The sequence below is a fragment of the Streptomyces sp. NPDC002680 genome, from assembly GCF_042889145.1.
GTDB lineage: Bacteria > Actinomycetota > Actinomycetes > Streptomycetales > Streptomycetaceae > Streptomyces > Streptomyces adonidis.
Genome location: NZ_JBIAQP010000001.1, coordinates 1,031,479 through 1,044,143, shown reverse-complemented (window position 1 = coordinate 1,044,143; position 12,665 = coordinate 1,031,479). Strand labels below are relative to the sequence as shown.

General features: G+C 70.1%; 13 protein-coding genes. 9 read left to right on the top strand and 4 right to left on the bottom strand.

The features are described 5' to 3' along the window. Window positions 1-87: 87 nt before the first annotated feature. Window positions 88-711, bottom strand: coding sequence for a TetR/AcrR family transcriptional regulator (locus ACFYXF_RS04760; protein WP_389348074.1), 624 nt, complete (start codon window positions 709-711; stop codon window positions 88-90). A gap of 32 nt (window positions 712-743) precedes the next feature. Further along, entirely contained in the window at window positions 744-2,231 is a 1,488-nt protein-coding gene (locus ACFYXF_RS04755) for an MFS transporter (protein ID WP_389348072.1), read from the bottom strand. A 241-nt stretch (window positions 2,232-2,472) separates the two neighbouring features. On the opposite strand from ACFYXF_RS04755, the gene ACFYXF_RS04750 reads away from it, so the two are divergent. From ACFYXF_RS04750 to ACFYXF_RS04720, 7 genes are all read left to right on the top strand, one after another. Next, window positions 2,473-3,381, top strand: a complete 909-nt coding sequence (locus tag ACFYXF_RS04750; RefSeq protein ID WP_389348070.1) for a hypothetical protein — start codon at window positions 2,473-2,475, stop codon at window positions 3,379-3,381. 26 nt (window positions 3,382-3,407) lie between these two features. Further along, window positions 3,408-3,839, top strand: a complete 432-nt coding sequence (locus ACFYXF_RS04745; RefSeq protein WP_389348069.1) for a hypothetical protein — start codon at window positions 3,408-3,410, stop codon at window positions 3,837-3,839. 133 nt (window positions 3,840-3,972) lie between these two features. Further along, complete coding sequence (locus ACFYXF_RS04740) at window positions 3,973-4,500, top strand: MarR family winged helix-turn-helix transcriptional regulator (RefSeq protein WP_389348067.1); 528 nt, start codon at window positions 3,973-3,975, stop codon at window positions 4,498-4,500. Window positions 4,501-4,754: 254 nt separating this feature from the next. Further along, window positions 4,755-6,104 (top strand): amidohydrolase family protein, encoded by a 1,350-nt coding sequence (locus ACFYXF_RS04735; protein ID WP_389348065.1) that lies wholly within the window; start codon window positions 4,755-4,757, stop codon window positions 6,102-6,104. A gap of 7 nt (window positions 6,105-6,111) precedes the next feature. Continuing rightward, window positions 6,112-7,314: a CaiB/BaiF CoA transferase family protein gene (locus ACFYXF_RS04730; protein ID WP_389348063.1), complete on the top strand. Its 1,203-nt coding sequence runs from the start codon at window positions 6,112-6,114 to the stop codon at window positions 7,312-7,314. A gap of 12 nt (window positions 7,315-7,326) precedes the next feature. Beyond that, window positions 7,327-7,713: a carboxymuconolactone decarboxylase family protein gene (locus ACFYXF_RS04725; RefSeq protein WP_389348061.1), complete on the top strand. Its 387-nt coding sequence runs from the start codon at window positions 7,327-7,329 to the stop codon at window positions 7,711-7,713. Between the two features lie 165 nt (window positions 7,714-7,878). Then, window positions 7,879-9,333, top strand: a complete 1,455-nt coding sequence (locus ACFYXF_RS04720) for a streptophobe family protein (protein ID WP_389348059.1) — start codon at window positions 7,879-7,881, stop codon at window positions 9,331-9,333. Between the two features lie 70 nt (window positions 9,334-9,403). On the opposite strand, the gene ACFYXF_RS04715 is transcribed toward ACFYXF_RS04720, so the two are convergent. Both ACFYXF_RS04715 and ACFYXF_RS04710 read right to left on the bottom strand, forming a co-directional pair. Beyond that, window positions 9,404-9,889, bottom strand: a complete 486-nt coding sequence (locus tag ACFYXF_RS04715) for a cupin domain-containing protein (protein WP_389348058.1) — start codon at window positions 9,887-9,889, stop codon at window positions 9,404-9,406. Window positions 9,890-10,020: 131 nt separating this feature from the next. Continuing rightward, window positions 10,021-10,980, bottom strand: coding sequence for an NADP-dependent oxidoreductase (locus ACFYXF_RS04710; RefSeq protein ID WP_389348057.1), 960 nt, complete (start codon window positions 10,978-10,980; stop codon window positions 10,021-10,023). An 81-nt stretch (window positions 10,981-11,061) separates the two neighbouring features. Between ACFYXF_RS04710 and ACFYXF_RS04705 the strand changes: the two genes are divergently transcribed. Continuing rightward, the gene (locus tag ACFYXF_RS04705; RefSeq protein ID WP_389348056.1) at window positions 11,062-11,490 is read left to right on the top strand and encodes a Zn-ribbon domain-containing OB-fold protein; all 429 of its coding nucleotides are present in this window, start codon (window positions 11,062-11,064) and stop codon (window positions 11,488-11,490) included. Continuing rightward, window positions 11,487-12,659: a hypothetical protein gene (locus tag ACFYXF_RS04700; protein WP_389348055.1), complete on the top strand. Its 1,173-nt coding sequence runs from the start codon at window positions 11,487-11,489 to the stop codon at window positions 12,657-12,659. The genes ACFYXF_RS04705 and ACFYXF_RS04700 overlap by 4 nt, the downstream gene beginning before the upstream one ends. Window positions 12,660-12,665 lie beyond the last annotated feature (6 nt).

The following is a 12,665-nucleotide window of genomic DNA, read 5'->3' as shown; positions in this document are numbered from 1 at the left end:
GCGGATCCCTCCCCGGGTCCGGGGACGACATTGGTACCCAGGTACCAGTGCCGTCCCGTTCACACCCCGGACGGCGCTCGCGGCCGCTCACGTCTCCTCCCGCGAGGGACTCGCCACGCCCAGGGCGGGCAGGATCACCGCAGCGACGAAGCGGTGGAGAAAGACGCGGTCGACAGGTGCTTCCTCGAGCAGGGAGCGCGTGATCACCGCCCCGAGCAGCAGTAAGGCGAGGTGCTCCGACGCCGGCTGCCGTGCGCCGAGTTCACCCCGGTCCACCGCGCGGGCGATCAGCGGATCCAGCCGGCAGGGGTCGGACTTCCGTACCGACGACGCCAGTTCGGGGTGGGTGCGCAGTGCGCTGAACAGGCCCCGCAGCAGAGCGGCGTCGTCGCCGAGCCGGTCGTCACCCCGTTGCTCGATCAGCCCGTGCAGGTCTCCGGCCAACGAACCCGTGTCGACGTCGGTGACGTCGAAGGGGGAGAGATGCCGCAGAGCCTGCGTCACCAACTGCTGCTTGTCGGTGAAATGGCGGTACAGAGTGGCCTTGCTGCAGTGCATCCGGGCGGCTATGGCTTTCATGGTCAGGCTGTCGTAGCCGGTCTCGTGCAGCAGTTCGGCCACCGCCGTGTACAGCTCGGCCGTGCGTTCAGGGCCGAGGCGCCGGTAGATCGATGCCGGCGAGCCGGGCCTCAGAGGTGTAGTGCGCGCCATACCGGGTCTCCCTGAGAGGAGGAAGGAAAGGGTCAGTCACGCGCGCCGGAGGTGTCCGCCTTGGCGAGTGGTTCCTTGGTGGCGTTCCCCGTGGAGGATGCGCCGACGGAGGGCCGGCGGCCCGGCAGGAAGGACGCGAGGGCGAGCGAGACGAGGGCAGCGCCGCAGCCGATGGCCATGATCACCTTGAAGGCGTTCTCGGAGGGCAGCGCCTGACCGCCGAAGGTGGTGGTCATCTGGGCGATGATCACACCGGCGAGGGCGCTCGCGATGGACGTGCCGATGGCCCGCATCAGGGTGTTGACGCTGTTGGTCGCGGCGGTCTCGGACGGCGGTACGGCGCCCATGAGAAGCAGCGGCAGCGCTCCGTAGGCGAGGCCGACACCGGCGCCGATGATGCAGGCGACCAGGATCAGCTGCCAGATCTCGCTCATCAGCACCAGGTTCAGGGCGTAGCCGGAGGCGACGACCACGGCGCCGGTCATCAGTGTGACCTTCGGGCCCTTGGCCCTGGAGATGGTCGCGGAGACCGGGGCCATGAGCATGAGGACCAGGCCCTGCGGCGCCATGACCAGCCCCACAGTGAGCAGGTCCCCGCCCAGCCCGTAGCCGGTCCGCTCGGGCAGCTGCACGATCTGCGGCACGAGCATCTGCAGCGAGAACAGGGAGAAGCCGAACGCCGCCCCGGCGAGGTTGGTGAACAGCACCTCGCGGCGGGCGATGGTACGCAGCTTGACCAGCGGCTGCGGGGTGCGCAGCTCGAACCGTCCCCACGCCAGCAGGATCACCACGGCGCCGGCGAACAGCCCGAGGGTCGTACCGCTGCCCCACCCCCAGTCCGCGCCCTTGGACATGGCCAGCAGCAGGGAGACCAGAGCCGCGGAGAGGCCGAGGGCGCCGAGCAGGTCGAAGCTGCCGCCGGTGCGCACACGGGACTCGGGAACGAGCAGGAGGACGAGCGTGGCGCCCAGGGCGCCCAGGACCGCGGAGCCCCAGAACAGGAAGTGCCAGTCGAAGTTGTCGGCGACGAGAGCGGCGAGCGGCAGACCGAGGGCGGAGCCGACGCCCAGGGAAGCGCTCATCAGCGCGGTCGCGGAGCCGAGCCGTTCGGCGGGCATCTCGTCGCGCATGACGCTGATGCCGAGCGGGATGACACCGGCCGACAGGCCCTGCAGGACGCGCCCGGCGAGCATCGGGAGGAGGGAGTCGCTGAGTGCGCACAGGGCGGATCCGGCAGTCATCAGAACCAGGCTGACCAGGAGCATCCGGCGCTTGCCGTACATGTCTCCGAGACGCCCAGCCACCGGAGTGGCGACGGCGGCGGCGAGCAGGGTCGCGGTGACGATCCAGGCGGTGTCGGCCGGCGACGAGTCCAGCAGCCGCGGCAGGTCCGGGACGAGCGGGATCACCAGCGTTTGCATGAGCGAGACCGAAATTCCGGCCAGCGCCAGCACCACCACGATGACGGTCGGATTCCGTGGCGCGGATCCTCCCGAGGGCTTGTTGAGGACGTCGGGCATCTGGCGGTCTCCGGTCTGGGTAGGTCTGACGTTCGCCCTAATAAATCAACGGGTTGACTTAAAATGTAGCCGGAGGTTGCCTCTCGATCAAACCCGCGCCGATGGAGGTCGGTGCTCGCCGCGATGTCCGACTCTGGGGCGCATCTGTTGACGACAACTAATCTGCATACCTATAGTCTGCCTACCATTTCATGTCGCGTCGTCGCGGCGCGGCCTGGCCCTCGACCGGGTGGGTGGGAGCATGGGTAACGCAGCCGACGGGGCCACACGGCCACTTCCGATGGCGCACGGGGAGAGCCTCGTGCCGGGCGTCACGCTGGCCCGGTTGGAGCCGGGTGGCGCCAACGGACCCGACGACGTGGTGCATTCCGAGGTGGTCGGCGGACTGGTCTGGCAGGACCTCTGGTACCTGGGGTCGGACGACGACGCCTTCCGTATGTGCGTCCCGGACATCAGGATGCCCGCCAACCAGATCTGGCCGCTGCACTGGCACGACGACTGGATGTTCATCGCGCCGCTGGACGGCTCCGTCCTCGTCGGCGACTGGCTGATGAGGCCCGGAGACGTCCTCGTCACCGCTCCGTACGTCGAGTACGGGCCTCTGGTGATCGGACCCCGGGGCTGTCAGCTGCTGGAAGTCTTCTCGCGGAACAGGAAGGGGGGCGGCTACGCCGCCGAGTACCACGACCACCCGACGCTGGTCGGCCCCGGCCGGCTCATGTACCGGCCCGGCATCCACAAGCACGGCCCGGCCGGGGTCTTCAACTTCGGTGCGAGGCCGCCCGGAGCGGAGCGCAACGAGGGCAACCAGACGATGCGGATCGAGGGGACGCCGGGGCTCCTCAAGGGCAGCCTTGCAGGGGGTGGACGCTGGGACCTGGGTGCGGTCGACGATCCGGATCGTGGGGTCGCCCTCGGCACCGGGTTGACGGCGGGCGAGGTGGTCCCCGCGCACCGGCTCGGCGACTGGCGCTGGTCGCTGGTGATCGGCGGTGATCTGACCCTGGGGGGACGGCCCCTGACCGTGGGCGACATCGTGGTCACCGAGCCGGACGTCGACGTGCCCGAAGCGGTGGCCGGGAGCCGGGGCGCGCGGCTTCTCGAACTGTGCCGCACGGCGGCTGCGGAAACGCGTCTGTCCGGATCGTAGTGGCGTGGGCCGGCCAGGAGGCTCGGGTGCGTTCGGAGTACGGCAGGCGGTTCTCCTTGGTCGTGGACGAGAGCGTGTCACGACTGGAGGTGATGCGGCGCGCCGTCGAGGCGCATGCGTCCGGCGTCGAGGTGTTCCTCGTCGACCTGCCGGACGGGCGGGGTGCCGTCTCCTTCCTGCAGGGTGTGCTCGCGGGTCCCCGCGCACCAGGGCACATCGTGCTCCTTGTGCGGGCCGTTCCGGAGAGCTGGGCGACCGCGGCCATGCTTGCCGCGATCGGCTCACCGGGGGTCGGTGGCCATGTCGACGTCGTGGTCGCGGCCGAGGGACGCCCGGACATGCTGCCGGTGCTGATCGCCGACTTCCCGGCGCTGCGGGTGGTGTCGCCCCGCAGTGACCCCTGTGCGGTTGTCGTCGGCCTCGTCGGCGCGAGGCTGGACGACGCCCCATCCACCTGAGCCGGACCGTGGTCCGATCCGAGCCGCAGGTCACAGACGATAGGATGGCAAAGTATCGAAGGTCCGAACGTCGGAGGGACAAGGTTCGATGGGCAGCGGCGACAACCGCGGGACTCGTGACGACGCTCGTGGTGTGGACGCCGTGAGCGTCGGCCGCTCGGCCACGAGCGCGCGGCTCGCCGACTCGGTCAGCCAGGTGTACGACCTCGACTCCGCGGCCACGGAGCGGCTGCTCGTCGCGGGCCTGGTCCTGCGGGTGCGTGATCTGCTGCTGCGCGAACTCGACCGGGTGCTCAGCGAACTCGGGACTTCGCACGCCAAGTACCAGGTGCTCTCGGTCGTCTGTCCCGAGCCCGAGGGTGTGCAGTTGTCGGAGATCGCCGCGCGGGCGTCGGTGCACTCGACCACGATGACGGCGACGATCGACCGCCTCGTGCGGGGCGGCCTGATCGAACGGCGTGCCGACCCGAGCGACCGGCGCCGCATTCTGGCGGTCGCCACACGTGAGGGGCACAACCTCTACCGGCGGGCCCATGCCGAACTGGCGGCCATCGAGTACGGGTTGGCCGACGTGGACACCGAAACCGTCAAGAGCCTCCTGGTGGGCCTGGACACCGTCGCCCTCATGTTCGAGGGCGGAGGGGACGGCGAGTCCACGTAAGGCAATCCACGGCCCGGCCAGCCGGGCTGTCGGCGCGTTCTCTCTCAGTCGTACGCGGAAGTCGCGGGGCGAGCGGGGCCGCAGCCCTGCCGTGAACCCCCGCTCGTGCGGCTTTTTGGCGACCCCGAAAGCGTCAGCTCCTCGGCCCTCCACTCATCTCGAGCCAATTGACCGGCTATACGATTGTCGCCTAGCCTACTATTTTGTGCCCTGCGAGATCGGCCATGTTTCGGCGAGCGCAATGGAGGGTCCGTATGAACAGCGACGACTACATCATGATCAGCGTGGACGATCACGCGATCGAACCGTCGGACATGTTCGAAGGCAGGCTTCCACGGAAGTTCGCCGACAAGGCGCCCTTCGTGCGAAGGGACGCGAACGGTCACGACTGCTGGGTCTACGAAGGTCAGGTGCTGGCGAACTTCGGACTGAACGCCGTCGCCGGACGCCCGAAAGAGGAGTACGGCATGGAGCCCAACTCCTTCGACGACATGCGGGCGGGCGCGTTCGACGTCCATGAGCGGGTGAAGGACATGAGCGCCAACGGCGTGCTGGCCTCACTCAACTTCCCCACCTTCGCCCGGTTCGCCGGTGCCCTTTTCCTGACGAACGCCGGAAAGACGCCCGACCAGGCGCTGGCGATGGTCCAGGCGTACAACGACTGGCACCTGGAGGACTGGGCGGGGCAGTACCCCGACCGATTCATCCCCTGCTGCATCACTCCGCTGTGGGACCCCGAGCTACAGGCCCGCGAGGTCCGTCGGGTCGCCGAACGGGGCTGCCACGCGGTGACCTTCTCCTCCAACCCGTACAAGCAGGAACTGCCGTCCCTGCACAGCAGCTTCTGGGACCCGTTCTGGGCGGCGTGCGAGGAGACCGGGACAGTGGTGTGCATGCACCTCGGGTCGTCCTCGTCCGCCCCCATGACCGCCCCCGACGCCCCGTACTCGGTGCAGATCACGGGCACCGCCATCACGCTGTTCGACACGGCCTCCGACCTGATCTGGTCGGACATCTTCAAGAAGTTCCCCAACCTGAAGATCTCCCTGTCGGAGGGCGGGATCGGCTGGATCCCCTACTTCCTCGAACGCGTCGACTACACCTACCGCCAGCACGGTGCCTGGACCGGCGCGGACTTCGGCGACCGCATGCCGAGCGACATCTTCAAGTCCAACATCATCACCTGTTTCATCGACGACCACTTCGGCGTCGCCAACCTCGACACCATGAACCACGACATGATCACGTGGGAATGCGACTACCCGCACTCGGACTCCACCTGGCCAGAGGCCCCCGAGCGGCTCGCAGCGCACTTCGGTGGTGTCGCTGACGATCTCATCGACAAGATCAGTCATCGGAACGCGATGAGCCTCTACTCGTTCGACCCGTTCGGTATCCGGCCGCGTGAACGCTGCACGGTCGGGGCGCTGCGCGCGGAGGTCACCGGACACGACGTGTCGACGGTGTCCCATGAGCGGCACCGCGGACCGAAGGCCACCACCTACGGAGACATCGTCTCGACGGGCTACCGCAGCGAGTCCGCAGAGGCCAGGGAAGTGGCGAAGTACAACGAGCGCCGGACCTCGGCCGAGTCGGCCCGGTAGGCGCCTGGTGTACGACGTACTGGCAGGCGTCCGGGTTGTCGAGGTGTCGGCATGGCTCTTCGCACCCAGTTGCGGCGCGATCCTCGCCGACTGGGGCGCCGACGTGCTCAAGGTCGAACCGGCCCAGAGTGGCGACCCCTACCGCGGCTATTTCCCCGGCGGCCCGGTCGCCCCCACCATCGAACTGGCCAACCACGGCAAGCGCAGCCTGGCCGTCGACCTCCGCACCGAGGCCGGCCGTGAGCTCCTGTCGACCGTGCTGCGGGACGCCGACGTCTTCGTGACGAGCCTGCTCCCCGCGTCACGCAAGAGGCTGCGCATCGATCTGGACGACGTCCGTGCCGACAACCCGGGCATCATCTACGCCCGCGCCACGGGCCAGGGCACCCGGGGGCCGGATGCCGAGGTGGGCGGCTTCGACCTGGCCTCGGCCTGGGCCCGCTCCGGCATCGCCGAGTACCTGACGCTGCCCGGCGCGGCCCAGCCCGTGCACCAGCCCGGCGGTACCGGTGACGTGGTCGGCGGGCTCGGCCTCGCCGGCGCGGTGGCCGCCGCGCTGTACAAGCGGGAACGGACGGGCGTGCCGTCGGAGATCGACTCCTCGCTGCTGCACGCAGGCATCTGGATGTTCGCGGTCGTGCTCAGCATGGAGGCCAACCGCGATGTCGGCGGCGTCGACATGACCCGGGGCAGCCGGTCCGCGATGCCCAACCCGTTGGTGAACTCGTACCGGACCAAGGACGACCGGTGGATCTGGATGGTCGTGCTCCAGCCGGACCCGCACTGGAAGAGCTTCTGCGAGCACATCGGACGGCCCGAACTGGCCGACGACGAGCGCTTCGCGACCTTCCAGGCACGCACAGCCCACCGCGGCGAGTGCATCGGCGAACTCGACGCCGCCTTCGCGTCCGCGACGCTGGAAGAGTGGCGTGAACGGCTCGCCGGGTTCGGCGGGGTCTGGGCCGTGTGCCAGACGCTGCCGGAGGTCTTCGCCGATCCGCAGGTGGTGGCCAACGGCTACCTCTCGCCGATCGAGGGGCACGCCGTCGAGGCGCGCGGTGTCGCGTCGCCGGTGCAGTTCGACAGCCGACCGCTCGGACCGGTCCGGGCAGCGCCGGCCCACGGCCAGCACACCGAGGAGATCCTCCTCGAACTCGGTCACTCCTGGGCGGACATCACCGCCCTGAAGGAACGCGGCGCAATCCTCTAGGGGAACACCACCATGCCCGAATCCCAGGCGACTTCCGCCCAGCCGGCCTCGATCGCGGACCTGCGGGCGGAGATCCTGTCGGCCCTCGGCCCTCAGGTCTCCGCCGTGGCTCCCGACGTCAGCAAGCTCGCGGCGAGCTTCGCGTACGGACAGGTCTGGCCCCGGCCCGGGCTGACACAACGCGACCGCAGCATCGCGACCCTCGCCGCCCTCGTGACGCTCGGCTGCACCGAGGAACTGAGGCTGCATACCCTGCGGGGTCTCGCCAATGGTCTCACCAAGGCCGAGATCGGCGAGATCCTCACGCAGCTGGTTCCCTACGTCGGGTTCCCGCTCGTCGTATCGGCCGCAGCGAAGATCGCGGACCTGCTCGAACGAGCGGACGTCACCGCCACCTAGGTTTCACGCACCTGGTCGCGCCAGGACGGCGGATCCCGAGCCGTCAGCAGACGCAAGCGAGGCCTGACCGGAACCAGCGGCCTTCCCCGACCGCCGGACCGCTCACTTCACCTTCCCGGCATGCCTCGTGCCCCGTCCCCCAAGCGAAAGCGGAGTGCTTTCCTCATGTCCGCATCCCCGTCCCCTGTGAATACGCCTGTCCCGAAACCATGGCGCGACGCTCTCGAAGGCGCCGCTGCCGGACTGCTCGCGGTGGTCGCCATGGCCGCGTTCGCGGCGGTCGCCCTGGCCGTCTTCGACCCTGGGTCGGTCGACTCGGTCTGGGCGCTGACGATGGCGGTGACCGCCCTGGCCGTCGGCGGCTCGGTGAACATCGGCCCCGACGCGATGCCCGCCCCACCCGCCGCGGCCCAGGGCGGCGCGCTGCCCGGTGGCGAAGCGGCGAACCTGACCCTGAGCGGCACGGCCCACGTCGTGCCCATCGCCGTGACGCTGTTCGGTGCGGTGGTCCTCTGGCTGGCGTTCTCCTGGCGGATGCGCCGACGTCCTTTCAGCACAAGCGAGTTGGCCGCCCGCGCGATCGGCGCGATGGCCACGGCCGTGCCGGCCCTGCTGCTCGCCGCGAACCTCGGGCACGGCACCTTGAAACTGCCGAGCGGGGCCGACACCGCGAGCCTCGGTGGCAGGCTCGGCGAGCTGGTGGAGAAGCTGTTCGGTGCCGGCGGCCTCGCCGGTGGTGGGGGCGGAGAAACCGCAGCCGCGCAGCCGCCAATGTCGTACCACGTCAGCCTGGGCGCGACCGTGGTGGGCGCGCTGGTCTGGGTCGTCGTTGTGCTGGCCGTGGGGCTGCTGGCCGGCCGCAGGGCGCCCGTCGGCTTCACCGCGCGCGGGCTGCGGCCCGGGTGGGCGCCGAGCCTCTCGGCCGTCACCCGGACGCTGCTGGCGGTGGCAGCGGTGATGACGATCTCCGGACTGGCGGGCGCCGGTGATCACAAGGCGGGCGGCGGGGCGATGCTTCTGGCACCGGTCGCGCTGTTCACCGCCCTGAGCCTCGGCCTGGGGTCCACCTGGACGTCCTCCTCGCACCAGGCGCAGAGTCCCGTTGCCGCCGGGCAGCAGCCCACCGCTGCGGCTCCGCCGCCCGACCACACCCAGCAGTTGGGCGACCTGACCGCGGGCGGAATCCCGCTGTGGGTCGTGTCCCTCGTGATCACCGCTCAGCTCCTGCTGGGCTGTGCCTATCTCGCCGCCCGTGCCACGGACCCGGAACACGCCCGTCCGCTGCACCCCTATCGCGGCCCGGGGGCGCGGCACCTCGGCCTCGCCGAGCGCTTCGGCGTCGTCACGGCCGTCGTCCTGGGCGGGGCCGCCACGCTCGCACAGACCTCGTTCAAGATTGATGTGACCATGGCGGGTCGCGCGGTCGGCGGGAGCGAGCTGAATCTCGGCGGTGGTGTGCTGTGGACCTTCGTGGCTGGACTGCTCGCCGGCGCGGTGGCCGGATTCGCCGGAAGTCTCTTGGTCGGCGAGAAGCAGCGGACCCGCGTCGGTACCCGTAGGTCCCCGGTCGGGGTCGGCGGGCCGCCCGTCGTCTCCAGTCCGGTGGAGCCCGGGGCTTAGCCGGCCGTCGGCAACCACCCGCCGTCAGTCGCTGTGTGCTCCCGCCCGGGCCGGTCCGGTCCCGGCGGGATCACACCACGCGGGGTGCGCCGACCATGAACACGGCCATGACGCAGGGCTCCGACGTCGGGTTCCGCCAGTGGTGAAGATTGCCGCCCTGCACGAGAGTGTCCCCGGCCGAGAGCTGGGTCTCCCCGGCGTCGCCCACGACGAGCGTCACCCGGCCCGAGAGGACCACGACGCAGTCCAGAGTGTCGGTGCGATGCATTCCGGCCGGGTTCTCGCCGGAGCTCTCGGGAGGCAGGCGCCACATCAGGAAGCGAACACCCCCGGCAGGCAACAGGAGTTGGCTCTCGGCCCCCTGCTCCAGCCCCTCGGTGGGCGAGCGGACCGGTACATGGGGAGTGCGGTCGCTCTGCCAGATCGTCGCGGTCGCCCACCCGTCGACGTCATGCAGTGTCCTGACCTCGCCCACCGCGCCGTCGCTGAGGACCGACGCCATCCCTGAGGCGTCCACCCCTGTGACAACGCGACGGACGACAAGCTCTGCATCCATGTGGTGACCTCCGGTCCGACGCATACTAGGTATACGAATTATCCTATAGCGAAGTACCGAGGTTCGTCAGAGTCTCCAGGGGTGCCCCGGACGGTTCCGGAGGTCGAGTGCTTCTGTCCATGGGTCGTGCCTCAGACCGGTTGGTTGCGGAACCGGAGGACAAGCCGACCCCTGGTCCCGCCCTTTTCCAGTCGGGCGTGTGCCACGTTGGCCTGCTCCGGCGGGTAGACGCCGGCGACCCGCGGGGTGAGTGTTCCGCTCTCGACCTGCCGCCGCAGTCTGTCCAGCTTCTGGCGCTCGTGGCGGTACTCGCGCACCCAGACTTGGTGCACCGTGATGCCCCGCTCGGAGTCGCCGGAGAACGGCCGTACCGCCGCGAGCCCGCCGCCGTCCCGTACGGCTGCCAGGGCGAGCCGCCCGAGCAGCGCGGTGTCGACCACCGCGTCGACGCCGCCGGGCAGGACCGCGCGGATCCGCGCGGCGACGTCGTCACCGCGCCGCACCACGACGTCGGCTCCCAGGGACCGGACCAACTCCTCGTCCTCCTTGGATGCGTCGGCCAGCACCGACAGGCCGTCCTGCCCGGCGAGTTGGACCACATAGCCGCCCAGCGTTCCGGCGGCTCCGGTGACCGCGAGCGTGCCGCCCGGCGGCACGGCCAGGAGATCGAGGGCGAGCCGTGCAGTGAGCCCGTTCATCGGCAGCGTCGCCGCCTCGACGAGGGAGACGCCGGCCGGCACGCGTACCACGGAGGAGTCCGGCAGCACGATGCTGTCGCTGTAGCCTCCGTGGCTCCCCCTCGGCATCACGATCGCCATCACCCGGTCGCCGACCGCGAGATCGGTCGTGGCGTCCGGGCCGATCTCGTCGATGACTCCGGCGACGTCCATCCCGGGCACGAAAGGCGGTTCGGTGCCCCGCTGACGATCGTGGCCGAGACCGCTGCGCACGACCGAGTCGGTGGGGTTCACCGCTGCGGCGTGCACCGCGATGCGCACCTTTCCGGGTCCCGCATGGCGGTCGGGCAACTCGAAGAGGCGGAGCGCCTCCGGCCCGCCGTACGCGTCAGGTGTCACGCCCACGACTCGCATCTGCCGCCTGCCCCTCAACGCCGACGCTTTACAGCATTGATAGCAGATAATAGGCTAGCCATCTATTGTGTGGGAGGTGTTGTGGTCGACCGACCCCGACCCGTGCCGACGGACCTGACCCGTGGCTTCTGGGAGGCCGCCTCCCGTCGTGTGCTCGGCATCCAAAGGTGTCGTGACTGCGGCCGGTGGTTCCATCCGCCCGTCCCGGTGTGCTCGCGGTGCCACTCCCAGGAGCTGGGCTTCGAACCGGTCGACGGCCTCGGAACGGTGTACTCGTACACCGCCATGACGGAGGCCCTGGTGCCTGGATTCGAGTCGGACGTCCCGCTCGTCGTCGCCGCGGTCGAACTGCGCGAACAGGAGGGGCTGGTCGTGGTGGCGAACCTGCTCGGCTTCGACGAGGGGGAGCCGTCGATCGGCGCTCACGTCGAAGTGACCTTCGAGGAACTGCCGGGCGGCCCGTACCTGCTGCCCCAGTTCCGGCTGCGGGGCCACGGAGCGGCCGTATGACCCTCCCGCGCGGCCGGGGAGCGGCCGTCGTCGGCACCGGATGGTCCGACGTCGCCCGTCACTCGGCGTCCCCGCTGGGCGCCCATGTGGTCCAGGCCTGCCGCCGTGCTGTCGAGGACTGCGGCCTGACCATGGCAGACATCGACGGCGTGGCCACCTACCCGAACCCGTCCCGCCCTGTCGGCACGACCGTCGACGGCATCGACGTGGCCGGTGTGAACTACGTGGCGGCCACGCTCGGCCTCACGAACCTCGGCTGGGCATGTTCCGTGACCCAGGGAACCGTGATCGGCGCGCTCGTCGAGGCGGTGAACGCCGTGCTCGCGGGCGCCGCCCGGCACGTCCTGGTGTGGCGCGGGATGTTGAACCCGCCCGGCAGGTTCGGACGGGTCGCGAGGGAGACGGCCGAGGGGGACGACCAGTTCACGCGTCCGTACGGACTCGGCCACAACGTGCCGGTGTTCGCGCTGCCGTACGCGCGATATCTGTGGAAGTACGGCAGGTCCCGCACCGACATGGCGGAGTTCGTGTCGAGGAACCGCGAGCGCGTCGTCGACGACCCGGAGTCGGTCTTCCACGGCCGTTCCCTCCCGGTGGACGAGTACCTGCGCGCCCGGATGATCGCCACCCCGCTCTCGCTCTACGACTGCGACATGCCGGTCACCGGCTGCGGCGCGGTCGTCGTCTCCGCCACCGACCGGGCCCGCGACCTCCGTCACCGTCCCGCCCATGTCGCGGGACGCGTGAGCCTGGGGCTGCCCGCCCATCGCAGCGTCGTCATGCAGTACGAGCACCTCGCTGAGAGCGGGCGCCGGCTCGGGGCGCTGCTGTGGGCCGACGCGGGGCTGGGCCCGGCCGACGTCGACCAGGCGAACCTCTACGACGGCTTCAGCTTCTACGTCCCTTTCTGGGCCGAGTGGCTCGGGTTCTGCAAGGAGGGCGAGGGCCTCGACCACCTTGCCGACGGTGCCCGCGACCGTGCGCCGGTCAACACCAACGGCGGTGCGCTCGGCCGAGGGCGACTGCACGGCACACCGCAGCTCATCGAGGCGGTACGCCAGTTGCAGGGCCGGGCGTTCCACCAGGTCGACGGCGCCCGGGTGACGGTCGCGCAGGCGGGCGACCCCCTCCACGGCGCCGCGGCCGTGGTCCTCACGAACGAGGTCTGAGAAACG